14 protein-coding genes are annotated in these 19275 nt (G+C 63.2%); 9 read left to right on the top strand and 5 right to left on the bottom strand.

From position 1 onward, the window contains the following. Positions 1-13: 13 nt before the first annotated feature. Complete coding sequence (locus BM013_RS11110) at positions 14-1012, bottom strand: NAD-dependent 4,6-dehydratase LegB (protein ID WP_093126517.1); 999 nt, start codon at positions 1010-1012, stop codon at positions 14-16. A 384-nt stretch (positions 1013-1396) separates the two neighbouring features. On the opposite strand from BM013_RS11110, the gene gmd reads away from it, so the two are divergent. From gmd to BM013_RS11095, 3 genes are all read left to right on the top strand, one after another. Continuing rightward, positions 1397-2437 carry a GDP-mannose 4,6-dehydratase gene (gmd, locus tag BM013_RS11105; protein ID WP_093126515.1) on the top strand — a complete coding sequence of 347 codons (1041 nt, stop codon included), beginning with the start codon at positions 1397-1399 and terminating at the stop codon, positions 2435-2437. 78 nt (positions 2438-2515) lie between these two features. After that, positions 2516-5053, top strand: coding sequence for a glycosyltransferase (locus BM013_RS11100; protein ID WP_093126513.1), 2538 nt, complete (start codon positions 2516-2518; stop codon positions 5051-5053). Between the two features lie 74 nt (positions 5054-5127). Beyond that, on the top strand, positions 5128-9099 hold the full coding sequence (locus BM013_RS11095; protein ID WP_177225455.1) for a glycosyltransferase: 3972 nt from the start codon (positions 5128-5130) through the stop codon (positions 9097-9099). Here the strand turns inward: BM013_RS11095 and BM013_RS11090 are convergent, their stop codons facing one another. From BM013_RS11090 to BM013_RS11080, 3 genes are read right to left on the bottom strand one after another with little or no spacing between them, the layout of a single operon-like run. Beyond that, the gene (locus BM013_RS11090; RefSeq protein WP_093126508.1) at positions 9100-9804 is read right to left on the bottom strand and encodes an ABC transporter ATP-binding protein; all 705 of its coding nucleotides are present in this window, start codon (positions 9802-9804) and stop codon (positions 9100-9102) included. A gap of 3 nt (positions 9805-9807) precedes the next feature. Then, complete coding sequence (locus BM013_RS11085) at positions 9808-10575, bottom strand: ABC transporter permease (protein WP_256221453.1); 768 nt, start codon at positions 10573-10575, stop codon at positions 9808-9810. 32 nt (positions 10576-10607) lie between these two features. Further along, positions 10608-12026, bottom strand: a complete 1419-nt coding sequence (locus BM013_RS11080; RefSeq protein WP_093126503.1) for a mannose-1-phosphate guanylyltransferase/mannose-6-phosphate isomerase — start codon at positions 12024-12026, stop codon at positions 10608-10610. A 206-nt stretch (positions 12027-12232) separates the two neighbouring features. On the opposite strand from BM013_RS11080, the gene BM013_RS11075 reads away from it, so the two are divergent. Next, entirely contained in the window at positions 12233-14095 is a 1863-nt protein-coding gene (locus tag BM013_RS11075; protein ID WP_093126500.1) for a glycosyltransferase family 2 protein, read from the top strand. Next, positions 14095-15081 carry a glycosyltransferase family 2 protein gene (locus BM013_RS11070; protein ID WP_093126498.1) on the top strand — a complete coding sequence of 329 codons (987 nt, stop codon included), beginning with the start codon at positions 14095-14097 and terminating at the stop codon, positions 15079-15081. The genes BM013_RS11075 and BM013_RS11070 overlap by 1 nt, the downstream gene beginning before the upstream one ends. Positions 15082-15084: 3 nt before the next feature. Here the strand turns inward: BM013_RS11070 and BM013_RS11065 are convergent, their stop codons facing one another. Then, positions 15085-15849, bottom strand: coding sequence for a glycosyltransferase family 2 protein (locus tag BM013_RS11065; protein ID WP_093126495.1), 765 nt, complete (start codon positions 15847-15849; stop codon positions 15085-15087). Between the two features lie 45 nt (positions 15850-15894). On the opposite strand from BM013_RS11065, the gene BM013_RS11060 reads away from it, so the two are divergent. From BM013_RS11060 to BM013_RS11045, 4 genes are all read left to right on the top strand, one after another. After that, on the top strand, positions 15895-16992 hold the full coding sequence (locus tag BM013_RS11060; RefSeq protein ID WP_093126492.1) for a glycosyltransferase family 4 protein: 1098 nt from the start codon (positions 15895-15897) through the stop codon (positions 16990-16992). A gap of 58 nt (positions 16993-17050) precedes the next feature. Then, positions 17051-17944 (top strand): acetylglutamate kinase, encoded by an 894-nt coding sequence (gene argB, locus BM013_RS11055; protein WP_093126490.1) that lies wholly within the window; start codon positions 17051-17053, stop codon positions 17942-17944. Positions 17945-18021: 77 nt separating this feature from the next. After that, positions 18022-18672, top strand: a complete 651-nt coding sequence (gene slmA / locus BM013_RS11050) for a nucleoid occlusion factor SlmA (protein ID WP_093126487.1) — start codon at positions 18022-18024, stop codon at positions 18670-18672. 32 nt (positions 18673-18704) lie between these two features. After that, on the top strand, positions 18705-19271 hold the full coding sequence (locus BM013_RS11045; RefSeq protein ID WP_093126485.1) for a hypothetical protein: 567 nt from the start codon (positions 18705-18707) through the stop codon (positions 19269-19271). Positions 19272-19275: the final 4 nt, after the last annotated feature.

The raw sequence follows: 19275 nt of genomic DNA, 5'->3' as shown, positions 1-19275 counted from the left end.
CTCGAATTTCCTCTCAAACGTTATAGAGCCACGCTTTGTAGCGCGAGAGATTTTCCGGCTGCTTGAACCATTCGATGGTTTCGCGCAGGCCGTCGGCCAAGTCGAATTCGGGTTTCCACGATGTCAGGGATTTGATCAGCGTGTTGTCGCCCATCAGTCGCAGAACTTCGGATGCATCCGGGCGAAGGCGTTGGTCATCCGTCACGATGCGTGCGTCAGGATTGAGCTCGGAGACCAGAATTTCAGCCACTCGGCCGATCGAATATTCCTTGCCCGTGGCGATGTTGATTTCCTTGCCAACAGTTTCGTCCGACTCTGCCAATGCAATGAAGCCTTGCGCGGTGTCCTTCACGAAATTGAAGTCGCGTGTGGGCGCAAGGCTTCCCAGGCGCAACTCCTTTTCACCTAGCATGAGTTGAGTAATGATCGTCGGGATAACAGCCCTCGCCGATTGGCGAGGACCGTAGGTATTGAACGGCCGGACGATGACGACAGGAGTCTCGAATGACTTGTGAAAAGATTCAGCCAGCCGGTCGGCTCCAATCTTGGTCGCGCTGTATGGCGATTGGCCTTGGAATGGATGCTTCTCGTCAATCGGCGCGTACTGAGCGGTGCCATAGACTTCAGACGTCGACGTCACCAGGCAGCGTTCGATGCCAAGTCGTTTGGCGGCTTGCAAGACGTTCAGCGTGCCCTTGATGTTCGTATCGACGTACGAGTCAGGCGAGTGGTAGGAAAACGGAATTGCAATCAGCGCAGCGAGATGGAAAACAACGTCGCAACCTTTCATGGCCTCGAATACGCCATTGGGATCGCGAATGTCACCGGAGAAAACGTCGAGATTCCGAATCAGTTCCTGTGGAAGGGTGTCGAGCCAACCCCAGCTGCTGAAGGAGTTGTAATAGACAAAGGCGCGAACGTCGCAGCCTTGTGCGATCAGTGCCTCGACCAGATGACTGCCGATGAATCCATCAGCGCCGGTCACCAAAACTTTCTTGCCTTTGAGCTGCATGATCTATGTTTAACAAGTTAATTTGTTTGCGTGCCTTGCTAGCCCATGCCTCAGTCGGGGAACGGGCCAAACAGATGTTTGTGTTCGTCTGAACAGACAAGGCGTCGCCCGAATTTGAATTGGTGTGGCGCGCAACGATCGCCAAGGCTGGCGGAACGGGGCATTCTAGTGCAGCCTGTCACACTCGCCAGCCTTCGACATCACCGGGTTCGAATGAGCGGAAGTGTATCGAGAGGAAAATCCTGATGCGGCAATTTTCCCATCTGTAGCACGTCGAGTTTCCGAGTCGTAGCGCGCCGGAGGCGCCAGTCGAGATGGCATGCGGCTTGCGGCACAATCGCAGAGTTCGCGGCATACCGCATCCACGAGATCATCCAGCGTCAAATGAAGAAAAAACATGCAGTAGTCACCGGTATTACGGGCCAAGACGGCGCATACCTTGCTCAACTGCTCCTGAGCAAGGGGTACGTCGTTCATGGGACTTTTAGACGTACCAGCTCGGTCAATTTCTGGCGCATGGAAGAGCTCGGTATTCAGGATCATCCCGATCTCAAGCTGGTTGAGCACGACCTGACCGATCTCGGTAGTTCGCTGACCTTGATAAAGGAGTCCAAGCCGGACGAGGTCTACAACCTCGCAGCCCAGAGCTTTGTCGGCGTGAGTTTCAACCAGCCCGACGCGACGGCCCAGATCACCGGCATGGGCGCACTGCACCTGCTGGAGGCAATTCGGCTGACCGACCGCAGCATTCGCTTCTATCAAGCATCGACCTCCGAAATGTTCGGCAAGGTGCAAGCGATTCCCCAGGTCGAAGACACGCCGTTCTATCCACGCAGTCCTTACGGCGTCGCCAAGCTGTTCGCGCATTGGATGACGATCAACTATCGCGAGAGCTACGACATCTTTGGCGCCAGCGGCATCTTGTTCAACCACGAAAGCCCGCTGCGCGGACGCGAGTTCGTTACACGCAAGATCACCGATGCAGTGGCCAAGATCAAGCTTGGCAAGCTCGATGTGCTTGAACTCGGCAATTTGGGAGCCAAGCGCGATTGGGGCTTTGCCCAGGAATATGTCGAAGGTATGTGGCGCATGCTGCAGGCCGATGAGGCCGACACATTCATCCTTGCGACGAACCGCACCGAGACGGTACGGAGTTTCGTTGACATGGCGTTCAAGGCCGCGGGTTACGAGCTTCGCTTCGAGGGTGAAGAACACACCGAAGTGGGCATCGATGTCGCCACTGGCAAGACATTGGTGCGGGTGAATCCCAAGTTCTATCGGCCTGCCGAAGTCGAACTGCTGATCGGCAATCCGGCGCGTGCCAAGGAAAAGCTCGGCTGGGAGCCCAAGACCACGCTGGAGGAACTGTGCGCGATGATGGTCGAGGCAGATCTCCGCCGCAACAAGCAGGGCTACTCGTTCTGACGGTTTGGTGCCAATGATGTCTTGTCGAGTTCTTGTCGAGGCCAGCAGGCGCCGCAGGACTCCCCCGGTGGAGAAGATTTGATCAACGAATTCAAGCAGGCCATGCGCCTTTCCAAAAAGGCGATGCGCGTTCTCGGCATCAGTGCACGGCACACCGCAGCAGACATTCGCGCGATACAGGAGGGGGGGCTCTTCGATGCCGAGTTCTATCTCAATGAATACCCCGTTGTGGCGATCAGCGGCAAGGAGCCGCTCAAGCACTATCTGGTGCAGGGGTGGAAACACGGCTTTGAGCCTTCGCCCGGCTTCTCGATGCGGGCTTACATGGCAGAGAACCCGGATCTGCGCGAAGCCGGACTGAACCCTCTCGTTCACTGGGTGCGCTTCGGTCGTGCGGAAGGCCGCGCCTTGCCTCGGACGCTTCGCGCGGAAGCCCTCTGGTCCAACGGTGGGCGCGCTTTTCCCTTGCCGGATGACGTGGTCCAGTATGAGTTGATCGCAGGCAAGGCCTACTTTGCGGGAGTCGGCTTCGATTTTGCGCAGCGCGAAGCGGGTGACACGGTGGAGGCCGCCGCCAAGGCAATGGCCGCCAAGAAGCCGTCGTTGCAGATCACGACGGCATCGCCGAAGGTCTCGATCATCATTCCGGTTTACGGGCAAACGCACTTCGTGCTCAACTGCCTGGATTCGCTTGCAAAGTTGCATTCGAAGCACTCGGTCGAGATCATCGTGGCCGATGATGCCTCGCCTGCGGCGTCGCGTGTGGATGCACTGAAAGTCATCCCATGGATTCGCTATGAGCGGCGCGCTGAGAACGGCGGATTTCTCGAGTGCTGCAACTCCGCGGTTCAGAAGGCGAATGGCGAGTTCGTCATTCTGTTGAACAGCGACACCCGCGTGGTCGAAGGTTGGCTCGATGAGTTGGTGGACGCCTTCGCGCTGTTCCCCAAAGCCGGCATGGTCGGTTCCAAGCTCTTCAACGACGATGGCACGCTGCAGGAGGCCGGCGGCATCTTCTGGCGCGACGGCTCCGCTCACAACTATGGCCGGAACCAGGATTCGAACCTGCCGCAATACTGCTTTGCACGCCAGGCCGATTTCATTTCAGGCGCATCGATCGCGTTGCGCAAGACGGTTTGGAACGAGCTCGGCGGTTTCGACCCCGAGTACAAACCTGCCTACTGCGAGGACGCCGACCTGGCGTTTCGCTTGCGCCGTGTCGGGTACGAGGTGTGGTTCGTGCCAACCTCGCGCGCCATTCATTACGAAGGCATTACCCACGGACGCGACACCACGAAGGGCATCAAGGCCTACCAGGTGACGAATCTGGAGAAATTCGCGAAGCGCTTCAGCGTTGAACTCAAGTCGCACCCACAGCCCGGGACCAGTTCGATGCGCGCAGCCAGTTGGCGCGTTCGCCGGAACATCCTGGTCGTGGACGCGCTGACGCCCACGCCGGACCAGGACTCGGGCTCCATCGTCACGGATGAAGTGATGAGCGCATACCGAGAGTGCGGTTTTGGCGAAAGCTTCTTCCCGTCGCATTCTCCGCATTGGTCGAAAAAATACACGGGTGCCTTGCAACGCCGAGGCGTCTGCTGCTACTACACGCCCTATGTCAACGACGTGAACACCTTGCTCGATTTCGACAATCAGTTCGACTACGCGCTGCTATACCGCTACAACGTGGCGCATCCGATCTATGCGCAGGTGCGCAAGAAAGCGCCAAGCACGCGCATCCTGTTCGCGAACGTTGACCTGCATTTCCTGCGCGAGACGCGTGCCGCCGAGACATCGAACACGCCGGAAGCCCTCTTCTCCGCCAAGCTCACAAAGAAGTTGGAACTCGAAATGTTCGTCCAGGCGGATGCTTCGTTCGTTCACACCGAAATCGAGCGCGACGTGATCCAGCAGTCGTTGCCAGCGCCGCTCGGCAACATGGTGGTGCTGCCATGGATCGCCGACGTGTACCGAAATACAGCGGGCTTCTCCGGTCGTTCGGACATCATGTTCCTGGGCAATTTCCCGCACGTGCCCAACATCGACTCGGTGCTCTATTTCGTCAATTCGATCTGGCCAGCGTTGGAGAAGGAACTGCCCGCCGAAGCCAAGTTGCTCGTTGTCGGCAACAAGCCTCCGCCCGAAGTCTTGGCCTTGGCCTCGGACCGCATCGTCGTCACTGGCTTTGTGGAAGAACTGGCACCGTACTTTCAGGCTGCTCGTGTGTTCGTGGCACCTCTGCGTTACGGCGCGGGCATCAAGGGCAAGCTCGTCACCTCGTTGGCGCACGGCGTGCCCAGTGTGGCCACGGCCATCGCTGCGGAAGGCATTGCGAATCTCGGCGAGGATCATCTGGCCATCACGGACGACCCGCAGCAGTTCGCGGTCGAGGTGTTGCGCTTGTATCGTGACGAGGCCGCGTGGAATGCCATGCGTGAAGCCGGGCTGTCCTACGTCGAGGAAAACTACTCGCGCATCGCGACTTCGAAGATCTGTTTGCGTGCGATGGAAGTGGCCGATACCACCTGGCTGGCTCGGCAGGAGTTGCACTGTCGCCGAGCCGTCGAGCGAATCATGGTGGAGAACGGAGATTTCGAGCGAGAGACCTCACTCTGAGCGTCTCCAAATTCTCCTCTTGAGCGGCCACGGTGAGTTCCATGAATAACAACAGGTCCGATATGGATCGCTCCATGACCGATGCAGTGCCGGGCACAGGCAAGCCGGCAGTTGCGGAAGACAGCAATACATCCGCATTCGAAATCCTGCTCGAAGCGGCCAACCAGCGCGCGGAAGCTGCACTGGACCGCGAGCGCGCGATGCGCGCATCCATGTCCTGGCGCGTCACGGCACCGCTGCGCAAGGCCGCCTCCACCGTGTCGCCGCAGGTGCGCGCCAACCTGCGGCGCGTTGCCAAGGCTGCATGGTGGGCGATGACGCCATGGCGCATGCCTGCGCGGCTTCGGGCCATGCGATTCCGCCCGCCGAAGGAGGTCGTGCTGCGTGGCACCACGGACACTTCGGACGCTTATGGCTTGTGGATTGCCACCAACGAGGTCCGCTCGCCTCCGTTGCGCGATCGTGTCGCCGGGCAGCACGTTTCGTTTCTTCTGGCGGCAGGCGCGAGTCCGGAGAAATTGCAGCAGACGCTGAAGTCCTTGTGTTCGCAGTCCGTCGGGCATTGGAACGTCCTGGTGGCTGTTCCAGCCGACGCGCCAACTGGCATTCAAGCGGTGCTTGACGGCCTGTCGAAAGACGAACGCATTGCCCGCGTGCCCGTGCCGAACGGCTCGCGCCCGCTTGGCTTGTCCGCGTGCCTCGCGTCGGCCAGCGGCGACCTCATTGCATTGTTGGACGCCGGCGACATGCTGGCCGCCGGGGCATTGAACGAACTGGCTCACTCGCTTCGGCGGGCGCCGCGCAGCGACATCCTCTACGGTGATGAAGACCAGCTTTCTCTGGAGGGCTTGCGTGAGAACCCGTATTTCAAGCCCGGCTGGTCGCCGGACCTGCTCTATGCCTTCAACTATTTCGGTCGCCTGACGCTGTTGCGGCGTGAGTTGGTGGTCCGGGTCGGGGGCATCGATGCCACCATGGGCGCGGGCGTTGAATGGGATCTCAACCTTCGAGCAAGCGAGCAGGCCGGCATCGTCACACGCATTCCCAAGGTGCTGTGCCACAGGGGCGGCGACGGCGAGTCCGATCGGCCCGTACCTGGCTCTGATGCGGCAGCCGATCATCGGAAGGCCTTGCAGAGCCACTGGGCGCGAGCTGGCATTGCCGCAAACGTCGAAACGCAGTCCGACGGTACGCAACGTGCCGTCTGGACGCTGCAGGCACCACCGCTGGTATCGATCGTCATTCCTACCAAGGACAAGGCCGACTTGCTGCAGGTGTGCCTGGACGGACTGCTGCAAGGCACCGACTACGCGAACAAGGAAATCATTCTTGTAGATACCGGGTCCGTCGAAGAAGCGACTCTGGCGTATTACGAGCAGCTTCGTGCCGTTGCGGAAGTGTCGATCGTTCACTTCGGCAAGAAATTCAACTACTCGGCAGCTTGCAATTTCGGCGCCGGATTCGCGCGCGGCGACTTGCTGCTGTTCCTCAACAACGACGTTGAAATCGTCGCAGCGGACTGGTTGCAGGAATTGGTGCGATTCGCTCAGCGGCCGGGCGTGGGTGTGGTCGGTACCCAGCTGCGCTACCCAGGCGGCGAACTGCAGCACGGCGGTGTCGGCGTGGGCGTGACGCTCTGCGGGCTCATGTATTACTCCGATCTCGACGATGCCTGGGGCATCTTCGGCTCGGCGGACCATCCGCGCAACTGGATGGCCGTGATGGGCGCATGCCAGATGGTGGTACGCGAAGCCTTCGAACGCGCAGGTGGATTTGACGAGGCTTATGCCGTCGCCTTCAGCGACGTTGCGCTGTGCCTTCGGGTCTGGCGTGCGGGATATCGAACGGCCTATGCCCCGCATGCTCGGCTGCTGCACCATGAGGGCGCAACGCGGGGGGCTGTCAACCCGACCGCAGACCTTCAACGCTTTGCCGACGACGTTCGCCTCCTGGGCATCGACGAAGATCCCTATCTGCATCCCGAACTGGATGCGAACCAGCCGATTCCCTCGCTGCGCGTCGGAGACGCGCGCTCACCACGCGAAAGCCTGCTGATCGATACGCGGGCGCTCGGCTCGATGATGTTGCCGTCCTCGACGCTGGATCTCCTGGTGGAGCGTACGAGCCTCGAGGCAGCGGGCCTGCCGCGCGAAGATGTGCTGTGGTTGCCGCAAGCGGCACATGGCGTGACCGATGTGTGGTCCGCGGCGCGTTGGTGCCTGGACCTGCTGCGCACTTGTCCGGACATTGCACGGCGTTTTCCCACCGCGTTGTCAGATGGTGCGCAAGGGCGTTTCGGTCTTTGGATCGCAGGTGAAGGTGGCGCCGCGCTGGGGCTGTCTGGCGGTGCAAGGGCATGGGTGGCTCAATGCCTCGGTGAGCGTCTGGGAGCGCGAGCGCGGCAGGCGTACCTGTTCGATGAGGACACCAAGAACAGGCTGCCGCACGGTCTGCTGCCGATGGGGCAACACGCGCTGTTCGGGTGGTTCATGCGCGAGGGGCGCTACCTTGCGAACCTGAGGCTCGAAGAGATCTGGTGGCTCTTCCATGAAGCGTCTGAACAGCCGGCTGCCGAACTGGTGCGGGCATATGCTTTCTCACCGGCGTGGCAGGCGCTCTACCCGGACGGGCTCACGGTCTTCGGCCGCCGCGCGTTCGCAAGTTGGCTGGCAGCGACATACCGCGTGAAGGACGGGTGGATCGATCCGGCCTGCTGGCCCGTGGACATCACTCCTGCGCGCCAGATCCGTGCGGCCTATTGGGCGCGCGAAGACTGGCGCTTGCTTCATCCCCGTGCGCTGGACGACCAGAGCCACGCAACTGCGTTGGTCGAGTGGCTGGCGACGCCGGCCGCGGCGCAACCGCCGGATGTTGTCGAATGGTGTGCTGCGCTCGACGTGGCGCAGGTCACGGCCGAGTTGATTGCGCCAGGATTGAACGTGATCGGCCATTTCGCCTACCCCTCCGGTCTGCGGGTCTCGATTGAGGCACTGGTCGAGGGCGTGCAGGGCGCGGGCGTGCAAACGTCGCTGCGCGACCTGAAGACCGATCGCAAGGACGACCCGCTGCATGCGGACTTTCAGGGGTTCGAAGATTTCGAAACCACGCTGATCCACGTGCAACCGGAGCCGTTCTTCGACAAGGTCTATAGCCGCAGCGATCTTTTCGAGCGTTCACCACGCACTTATCGCATCGGGTACTGGTATTGGGAGTTCGACGTCATTCCGGATTCCTGGCTCGCGCATACCGAGGAAGTCGACGAGGTCTGGGCCGCCACGGAATTTGTGGCACGCGGCCTTCGTGCCAAGATTTCCAAGCCTGTGCACACGCTCTTCCCGGGCGTGAAGCTCGGCCCGTTCGAGCGGCGCGCACGAACCTATTTCGGGCTCGAGACAACGCCGTACACCTTCTTGTTCACGTTCCACATGATGAGCGTGATGGAGCGCAAGAACCCGCTGGGCTTGATTCGCGCCTTTGCCAGCGCCTTCAAGCCAGGCGAACCCGTGCAATTGGTGCTCAAGACTTCGTTCGCGGAACGTCACCCGGAGCAGTTCCAGGCACTGAAGGACGCGGCAGCCAAGGCCGGAAACGTGAAGATCATCAACGAGGTCTACAGTCCCGGCGATGTGCTGGCGTTGATGGATGTTTGCGACGCCTATGTATCGCTGCATCGCAGCGAAGGCCTGGGCCTGACGATGGCGGAAGCCATGCTGATGGGCAAGCCGGTCATTGCCACCGACTTCTCCGGCAATGTCGACTTCATGGACGAAAGCAACAGCCTGCCAGTGCGCTACGAGATCGTGAAGCTGGGCAAGGCGATCCCGCCCTACGAGGCGAATTTCGAATGGGCGCAGCCCTCGGAATCGCATGCGGCCGAACTGATGCGCCGCGTGTTCGACGACCAGATCTGGGCTGCCGAACTGGGCGCGAAGGCCAAGGCCAGCGCGGAGGCTGCGCTGTCGCTTGAAGCCGCAGGCGCGAGGGTTGCGCAGCGGCTCGCCGAGATTCAAGCGACGCGGCGCAGCAAGCGCGACGCACGCGCCTGATCAGGAAACTTCGACGATCCGTCCGTGTTCGAGATGGATCACGCGGTTGCACTCCTTGGCGATCAGCTCGGGGGAGTGCGAGGCCAGCACCAGAATGCCCGATTTGGAGACCACATCGCGCATGCGTTGTTCGGCCTTCTCCGTGAACTCCGCGTCGCCCACCGACAGCCATTCGTCCATGAGCAGGATGTCGGCTTCGACGCTGGTCGAAATCGAGAAAGCCAGGCGCATCATCATGCCGGTCGAGTAAGTGCGCACCGGCATGTTGACGTACTCGCCCAGCCCGCTGAATTCGCAGATCTCCGGCGTCAGGCGGTCGAGGTCTTTCTTGCTCATGCCCATCACAAGTCCGCGCAGCATGATGTTTTCGATGCCGGTGGCATCCATCTCGATGCCCAGCGACGGGTCGATCAGGCTGGCAACCGTTCCCTGTCGCATGAACTCGCCCGATGACGGCTCGTAGACGCCCGCGAGCGTGCGCAGCAACGTCGACTTGCCCGCCCCGTTGTGTCCTATCAGCCCGAGACGGTCCCCGCTTTTCAGTTCGAGGTTGATGCCGCTGAGCGCCTGTACGACCGTCACGCCGGTTTCCTTGCCGAAGCGTCCGCCGGTGACGGATGCCGCCAGCGTCTTCTTGAGCGAGGAAGCCCCGGCACCGTAGATCGGAAAATTGACAGCGACGTTTTTGAGTGAAATGGAAGCCATGGATCAGAGCCAGTAAACGACGCGGCGGCGGTACTTCGAGAACAGGAAGGTGGCGATCACCAGGCACAACACGGTCCAGACCAGGATGCCGATCCAGCTGTGCACGTGTGCGACGCCACCCATCAGCGGCGTGCGAAGCAGGTCGAGCATCTGCGCGAACGGGTTCCAGAGGACGTACTTGGCACGACCCGGAAGGCTCTCGGGCAGCCAGAACACGGGGGTCAGGAACATCAGCATCTGCATCACGCTGGTCACGATTTGCGTGACGTCGCGGTAGCGCGTGCAGATCAGGCCCAGCAACAACCCGAGTGCATGCGCGTTGATGACCAGGACGACCAGGGCCGGCAGGATGAGCAGCGCGGACCACGACAGCGATATGCCGGCCCAGATCGCGACCGGGATGTAGAGCACGATCTGGTGGGCGAACTGGATCAGGTTGCGTGCCAGGCTGCGCCAGACGAACAGGCTGATGGGAAAGTAGCCCTGCTTCAGGTAGTTGGACGATCCCACGAACGCGTTGCACGCATCGGTCACGATGCTGGAGAAGAGCGCCCAGAAGATGATGCCAAGCGCCAGGTGCGGAAAGAACCGCGAGAGTTCTGTGCCGAACAGCGAGCTGTACAACGGCCCCATGCCGGCGATCATCACGCCCATGCTCAGGGTGAGCCACAGGGGCCCGAGCATCGAGCGCCGATAGCGCAGCACGATGTCGAACCATGCGAGGGTCAGCCAGATGTCTGTGCGGCGCGTGCCTTGCCACCAGTCGGACAAGGCGCTTCGATGTAGGTTGGAATGGACTTGGCTCATGTACGCCCGTAAGTGTCCGCGAGGCGAACGATATCGTCCTCGCCGAGATAGCCGCCGCACTGGACTTCGATGAGCACGAGCTCTTCTTCGCCCGTATTGGTGAGACGGTGCTTTTCTTTCAAAGGAATGTAGCGGTACTGTCCGGGGAACGTCTCGTATTCGACCTCCCCGATCTGCACCATGCCTTGGCCCTGTACCACCACCCAGTGCTCGGCACGTTCGTGGTGGTACTGCAGGGAGAGCGCTTCGCCGGGCCTGACCGTGATGCGCTTGACCTTGTAGCCTTCTCCCTGCTTCAGCGAAGTGTACGTGCCCCAGGGGCGGTGAACCAGCGTGGGCTGATGAACCGTATCGTGCTTTCGAGCCTTGAGCGCGTTGACCACTTGCTTCACCTTCTGCGCGCTGTCCTTGTGAAGCACCAGCAGTGCGTCCGGTGTGTCGACGATGACCAGGTCGTGCACGCCGACGGTGGCGACCACTTTGGGACCGAAACTCTCGACCTGCACGTGCGTGCCAGTCGTGTCGATCGCCACCACATCTTCGGGCAGCGTGTTGCCGCTGGCGTCTGGAATCAGCGCGTTGGACACGGCGGGCCATGAGCCCACATCGCTCCAGCTGAACTTGGCTGGCACCACATGGACGTTGGACGCACGCTCCATCACCGCATAGTCGATGCTGATGTCCGGTTGCAGGCCGAAGGTATGCAAGTCGAAATTGACGCAGTCTCCGGCAGCCTTGGAAGTAGTCAGTGCGGCCCTTGCAGCCCGGATGACTTCCGGCGCATGCGCTTCGAGCGCCGCAATGATGGCGTCCGCGGTGAAGGCGAACATGCCGCTGTTCCAGTAGTAACGACCTGTTGCAAGATAGCTCTGGGCGGTTTCGAGGTCGGGCTTCTCGACGAAGCGCTTGACGCCCTGGCTCTCGCGCGAGACATGTTCGACTTCGATGTAGCCGAATCCTGTGTCAGGACTGGTCGGGCTCACGCCGAATACCACGAGGTTGCCGTTCTGAGCCAGGCGGAACGCTTCACTTGCGCTGGCCACGAACGCATGCACGTCCGGCACGAGATGGTCCGCCGAAAGAACCAGCATCACCGTGTCGCCGCTGAACTCACGTGCGCACTGCAGCGCAGCCAGGGCGATGGCGGGGCCGGTATTGCGGCCCTTGGGTTCAAGCAGGAGCGAGGTGACCGGTGGATCGGACATCTGCTGGAGAACCTCGCGGGTCAGGAACAGATGATCCTTGTTCGTCACGACCATCAGGTCGCCCGTGCCGCAGGCTTGACCGCGTTCGATCGCTTGCTGGAGCAACGTGGAGTCGCCGATCTTCATGAATGGCTTGGGAAAAGCCTGGCGCGAAGCAGGCCACAGCCTGGAGCCGGCGCCTCCCGAGAGCACCACTGAGAGCAACCTCATTGTTTTCCTTTGCTTGTTAACCGGGCAATTTTACGGGCAGCCCCTGCACCGGACCGGTGCCGCATCTTTGGCTGGCGGCATCCCGCGGGCCGGTTCATGACGGGTGCGAAGATAATCGCCCGGGCGCCATGTCCACGCATTGCCGCTGTCTGTTCGTTTCCCCGCCTCAAAAGTTTCGTTCTGCCCGTCTTGCGGGTCTGCAATCTATGCACGCTGTCTATCGGTTTCTCCTTGCTTTGGCCTCCTTCGCGCGAGGTCCCGGACTGACCGGGCGTGTCCAGCGGGCGTGGCGGATGTTCAAGAAGTCGGGCTGGCCGGGCATCCGTTGGGAAATGGGGCGCCGTATTGGCGGCTACAACAACTATTCGACCTGGGTGCGCCGCTACGACACGTTGACTCCGGAGATTCGCGAAAAGATCGCGCAACGCGTGTCCGGCATGAAAGACGTGCCGCTGATCTCGGTCGTCATGCCCACGTACAACCCCAACCCCGGTTGGCTGCGCGAGGCCATCGAGTCGGTCCGCGCGCAGATATACCCGAACTGGGAGCTCTGCATTGCGGACGATGCGTCGCCGTCGGCCGAGGTGCGCGCGATCCTCAAGTCGTACAGCGAGAGCGACACCCGCATCAAGGTCGTCTTCCGCCCGAAGAACGGGCACATCTCCGCGGCGTCCAACAGTGCGCTGGAACTGGTGTCGGGCCCTTGGGTCGCACTCATGGACCACGACGACCTGCTGCCCGCCGACGCGTTGTTCTGGGTGGCGGACTGCATCGCCAAGAACCCCGACGCGAAGCTGATCTATTCGGACGAAGACAAGGCCGATGAAACCGGCTTCCGGTTCGGACCGTACTTCAAGCCCGATTGGAACGTCGATCTCTTCCGCTCGCAGAACATGTTCAGCCACCTGGGTGTGCTGTCGACCGAGCTGATGCGGTCGGTCGGCGGCTTTAGGGTGGGCATGGAAGGCTCGCAGGACTGGGATCTTGTGTTGCGCTGCATTGAACGCATCGATCCCTCGCAGGTACATCACATTCCGCGCGTGCTGTACCACTGGCGCGTTCATGTCGACAGCACGGCGCGCTCGATGAATGCCAAGCCCTACGCGGCCATTGCAGGCGAGCGCGCGTTGAACGAGCACTTTCAGCGCACGGGTGTGCGTGCCACGGCCGAGCACCTCGACTTCGGCTACCGCGTGCGTTACGCGCTGCCCGAGGTTTTACCTCTGGTATCGATCATCATCCCCACGCGCAATGCGCTGCAGCTCACGCGCCAGTGCGTCGATTCGATCCTGGCCAAGACCACTTATTCGAACTACGAAATCATCATCGTCGACAACGGCTCCGACGATCCGGCGACGCTGGCGTGGTTCAAGCAAATTGCAGTCCAGAAGCCGAACGTCCGCGTGCTGCGCGACGATCGTGATTTCAATTATTCAGCGCTGAACAACGGTGCGGTTCCCTCGGCCAATGGCGAGATCCTGGCACTGGTCAACAACGACATTGAAGTCATTACCCCGGACTGGCTCAGCGAAATGGTGAGCCTGGCCGTGCAGCCGGGCGTGGGCGCGGTGGGCGCGCGGCTCTGGTACCCGAACAAGACGCTCCAGCACGCGGGCGTGATCCTGGGCATCGGTGGCATCGCGGCGCATGCGCACCGCGGCATGCCGGTCGGGCGAGAGGGCTACGGCGGCCGCGCCGCATTGATCCAGTCGTTCTCCGCTGTCACGGCCGCCTGCCTGGTGATCCAGAAGCGCCATTACCTGGCGGTGGAGGGGCTCGATGAAGTACACCTGAAGGAGTCCTTCAACGACATCGACTTCTGCCTCCGGCTGCGCGAAGCGGGCTTGCGCAATGTCTGGACGCCCTACGCGGAGCTCTTTCACTACGAGTCCGCAACGCGCTCCAAGAACATGTCGCCGAAAAGGCAGGCGCAGTTCCAGGAAGAGTCCGCCTACATGCACCAGCGCTGGGGCAACCTCCTCCAGAACGACCCCGCCTACAGCCCCAACCTCATGCTCGCCCGCGAGGACTTCAGCTACGCCTGGCCCCCGCGCCTGCCGCCTGTCTGATGACCCTCGACGTTTCCGTCGCCCTGTGCACCCGCAACGGCGCGCGCTACCTCCCCGAGCAGGTCCGCAGCATCTGCGCGCAGACGCCCTTGCCGCGCGAGATCGTGCTGTCCGACGACGGCTCCACCGACGACACCCTGGCCGTCGTGCGCGACACCCTTGCGCAATGCGGCATGGCGGACCGGATCGAATTGCGAGTGTTCAGCAACCTGCCGCCACTGGGCGTCACGCGCAATTTCGAGCAGGCCGTGCGGGCCTGCCGCCATGAGCTCATCGCCCTGTGCGACCAGGACGACGTCTGGCACCCCGGCCGGCTCGCGCGCATGGTGGCGCAGTTCGAGGCGCGCCCCGAGTTGCTGCTGCTGCACACCGACGCACGCCTGGTCGACGGTGACCTGAAGCCCCTGGGTTCCACGCTCTTCCACGCGCTGGAAGTGCAGCCCGCCGAACTCTCGGCCATCGGGCAGGGCGAGGCCTTCGGCGTCCTGCTGCGCCGCAACCTCGTGACGGGGGCCACCACGGTGTTTCGCAGATCGCTGCTCGACACGGCGCTGCCGTTCGCGCCCGAGTGGGTGCACGACGAGTGGCTGGCCGCGGTGGCCGCGGCCATCGGGCGCATGGACGTGCTGCCCGAGCCGACCATCGACTACCGCCAGCACGCCAGCAACCAGATCGGCGCGCGGCGGCTCAGCCTGTCCGAGAAGGTCGCCAAGGCCTTTGCCGAGCGCGGCGACAAGCACGTGGCGCGGCTGCGCCGGGCCGAGGCGCTGCTGCAGCGCCTGCAGCAACTCGGCGGCGATCGGGTGCCTGGCCGTTACCTCGAGGCGCAGCGCGCCAAGGTCGCGCACCAGAGGTTCCGCGCGGAACTCCCGGCGGCGCGTCCGCTGCGGTTGCTGCCGATCCTGCTCGAGGCGGCGCGCGGCCGCTATGCGCGCTTCGGCCGCGGCGGGCACGCCATCGCGCAGGACCTGCTCGAGCGCGGCTAGTGTTCAAAGGCGCTGGTAGCGGCGCCGATAGCGCCAGAACGACCCTGAGAGCCACACCTTCAGCAGGCTGGTCACGTGCCAGTACAGGTACTTCCTGCTGCGGTGGCTCTCGCGCTGCGCGTCGTGCCGGGCGACCAGGTCCTCGCCGACCTGCAGCCTCCAGCCCGCGAGCCCGGTGCGCGCGCAGATGTCGAAATCTTCCCCGTACATGAAGAAGCGCTCGTCGAAGCCGCCGACCTGCCGGTAGGCCTCGCTGCGAAACAGCATGAACAGCCCCGGAATCCACGCCGGCACCCGCGGGCGCACGTAGCCGGGCTTCTTTCGTCCGACGATCTCGAGCGGCGTGAGCAGCGCCCGGTGCGGCTCCGGCTCGGCCTTGCCGGGCTCCAGGATGCGCGGCGTCAGCAGCCCGGCGTCGGCGGCGGCCTGCGCGAGCAGCGGCGTCAGCACGTCGCTGTCGAAGCGGATGTCCGGGTTCAGCACCAGGAACCACGGCGTGCCGCAACGTTCGAAGGCCTGGTTGTGATTGGCGCCGAAGCCCTTGGGGCTCGCGTTCTCGATCCGCTCCACCTCGAAGCCCCAGGTCCGGCCCGTGAGCAGGTCGGGCTCCGGAATGTTCAGCGTCAGCACGACCTTGGCGGTGACGGCGCGGCTGTGCCGGTCCAGCTGCTCGAGCAGCGGCAGCACCAGCGCGAGCTGGCCGTGGCTCACGATTGAAATGGTGATCGGGGCAAACGGAAGGGAGGGGGAGGAGGCAGGCGTGGGCATGGTCTAATTTCGCTCGGGAATTCTAGGGTTCCCGAACCCCCACACATGATTGCTCTGATCGTCATCAGTTTCTTCGTCGCCGCCTTCTCGGTCCAGGTGTTCATGCGCCGCGCGCGCAGGCATGCCCGTGTCTACGGCGCAGACATGCCTCAACGCTTCCACAAGGGCCACGTGCCACGCCTGGGCGGTGCGGGCATCCTGCTGGGCATGGGGGTGGCCTGGCTGGCCGCCGGCATCACCGGCACCGACCCGTTCAACGTCTCCTGGCCCGTGACGACCTCCATGCTGACGCTGCTGTGCATCGCACCGGCCGTGCTGGGCGGCATCGTCGAAGACGTCACGCAGCGCGTGAAGGTGCGCTACCGCCTCGGCCTGACCATCGGCTCGGCGCTGCTGGTGTGCTGGCTGCTGGGGCTGGGCGTGTCGCGCACCGGCTTCGAGATGGTCGACGGCTGGCTGGTGGCGATTCCTTTCGCCACCGTGCTGTTCGCTGCGCTGGCCATCGGCGGCCTGCCGCACGCCTTCAACATCATCGACGGCTACAACGGCCTGGCGGGCACGGTCGCGGTGCTGGTCTGCCTGGCCATCTCGCATGTGGCGCTGCAGGTGGGCGACCGGCAACTGGCGGCCATGATGGTCTGCCTGGTCGGCGCCACCTTCGGTTTCCTGGTGTGGAACTACCCGCGCGGCAAGATCTTCGCCGGCGACGGCGGCGCCTACGTGTGGGGCATGGTGATCGCGGTGGCCGTGGTCACGCTGGTGCAGCGCCACCGCGTGGTCTCGCCCTGGTTCCCGATGCTGCTGCTGATCTACCCGGTGTGGGAGACGCTGTTCTCCATCTACCGCAAGCTGGCGCGCGGGCAGTCGCCCGGCACGGCCGACGCGCTGCATTTTCACCAACTGATCTTCCGGCGCATCGTGCGCGTGGCGCTGGCCGACGACGAGGCCCGCCAGCTGCTGGCGCGCAACAACCGCACCTCGCCCTACCTGTGGATGTTCGCGGCGCTGTCGGTGGTGCCGGCCGTGCTGTTCTGGAACAACACCATCGTGCTGATGTTCTTCTGTCTTCTGTTCGTCACGACCTACGTGGGCGCCTACCTGATGATCGTGCGCTTCAAGGTCCCGCGCTGGCTGCGCCCCTGACCGCGCATCTTTGCGAGAATTTCGCCTTTCCGTTCACCGCTTTGGAGCCTGACCGCCCATGACCGACCCCGTCCTCAACATTCCTCCGCGCGACAAGGCCGAGATCCTGGCCCAGGCGCTGCCGTACATCCGCAAGTTCCACGGCAAGACCATCGTCATCAAGTACGGCGGCAACGCCATGACCGACCCGGCCCTGCAAGCCGACTTCGCCGAAGACGTGGTGCTGCTGAAGCTGGTCGGCATGAACCCGGTGGTGGTGCACGGCGGCGGCCCGCAGATCGAGGCCGCGCTGAACCGCCTGGGCAAGAAGGGCAGCTTCATCCAGGGCATGCGCGTGACCGACGCCGAGACCATGGAAGTCGTCGAATGGGTGCTGGCCGGCGAGGTGCAGCAGGACATCGTGGGCCTGATCAACCAGGCCGGCGGCAAGGCCGTGGGCCTCACGGGGCGCGACGGCGGCCTCATTCGCGCGCAGAAGCTCAAGCTGGCCGACCGCGCAGACCCCAACCTGCAGCACGACGTAGGCCAGGTCGGCGACATCGTGTCCATCGACCCCAGCGTGGTCAAGGCGCTGCAGGACGACGCCTTCATTCCCGTGGTCAGCCCCATCGGCTTCGGCGAGGACAACGAGAGCTACAACATCAACGCCGACGTGGTGGCCGGCAAGCTCGCGACCGTGCTCAAGGCCGAGAAGCTCATGCTGCTGACCAACACGCCCGGCGTGCTCGACAAGAACGGCAACCTGCTCACCGACCTGAGCGCGCGCGAGATCGACGAGCTGTTCGCCGACGGCACCATCTCGGGCGGCATGCTGCCCAAGATCGAAGGCGCGCTGGACGCGGCCAAGAGCGGCGTCAACGCGGTGCACATCATCGACGGCCGGGTGCCGCACGCGATGCTGCTCGAGATCCTGACCGACCAGGCTTACGGGACGATGATCCGGGCTCGCTGACCAGCGTGGTCAGGTAGGAGGCGCGCGCTCACTGCCCTGTGCGAGAATCAATTGATTACATCTTTGCACGCGCTCCCATGCAGAACGAAGAGACGACCAGTGCTTCCGGCGTAGAGACCCCCGCGGACACGCTCACCCCCCCGGTGCGAAAGCGCCCGAAGCCGGGTGAGCGGCGCGTGCAGATCCTGCAGGCGCTGGCCGCCATGCTCGAACAGCCCGGCGCCGAGCGGGTGACCACGGCGGCCCTGGCCGCCCGGCTCGAGGTGAGCGAGGCGGCCCTGTACCGCCACTTCGCCAGCAAGGCCCAGATGTTCGAGGGCCTGATCGATTTCATCGAGCAGAGCGTCTTCACGCTGGTCAACCAGATCCTCGAGCGCGAGGGCACCACCGGCGCCCAGCAGGCCGCCAGGATCCTCACGCTGCTGGTCCAGTTCGCGGAGCGCAATCCCGGCATGACCCGCGTCATGGTGGGCGACGCGCTGGTCTACGAGAACGAGCGTCTCCAACAGCGCATGAACCAGTTCTTCGACAAGATCGAAGCCACCCTGCGCCAGGTGCTGCGCGGTGCCGCCGCCGCCGAAGGCTCGGCCACCCCCAGCGTCGACGCCCAGGTGCGCGCCGCGGCGCTCACGGCCTTCGTGGTGGGACAGCTGCAGCGCTTTGCGCGCTCGGGCTTCCGGCGCGCGCCGTCGGAGCACCTCGAGGCCACGATCGCGCTGATCGTCTGAGGCGACTCCTCATAAACCCCTGTCGGACCTTCGTGCGCCCGCTGATCCTGCTCCTGGCACTGCTGTGCCTGTCGCCCTTCGCGTCGGCCGCTGCCTATGAAGATGCGATCGGCGTGACCTTTCCAGACGAGGTGGGCGGGTTCCAGTTCAAGCGCCGCGAGACGTTCTCGCAGAAGGCGCTGGGCGCCGCCACCGGCTACCTGCACGCCGGCCCGGTTCAGGGCACCGTGTATGTGTACACGGGTGGCCTGAGCAGCATTCCCGAAGGCACCGATTCGGCCATCGTGCGCAAGCATTTCGCGCAGGTGATCGGTGAGGTGAAGCAGATGGAAGCGCCGGGCCTTGCGAGCAAGGTCAGCGTCCCGCCGACGCCCGACCAGACCACGAGCCTCGCCGGTTGCGGCCCGCAGTTCATCTGGAAGGGCTACGACATGGAGCTCGACGGCGCCCAGCTGGCGTCGTACACCTACCTGACGGTGGTGCGCAACAACTTCGTGAAGCTGCGCATCAGCTACCTCAAGTCCAACCCCGCGGGCAGGGCGAACGCGGACCGGTTCATCGACGGCATCCGCAAGGTCATCGGCCGCTGCCAGCCCTGAGCGG

Source organism: Variovorax sp. OK605 (assembly GCF_900115445.1).
Classification (GTDB): domain Bacteria; phylum Pseudomonadota; class Gammaproteobacteria; order Burkholderiales; family Burkholderiaceae_C; genus Variovorax.
Note: the sequence above shows the minus strand (reverse complement) of the source record. Positions and strands in the feature narration are given on the sequence as shown.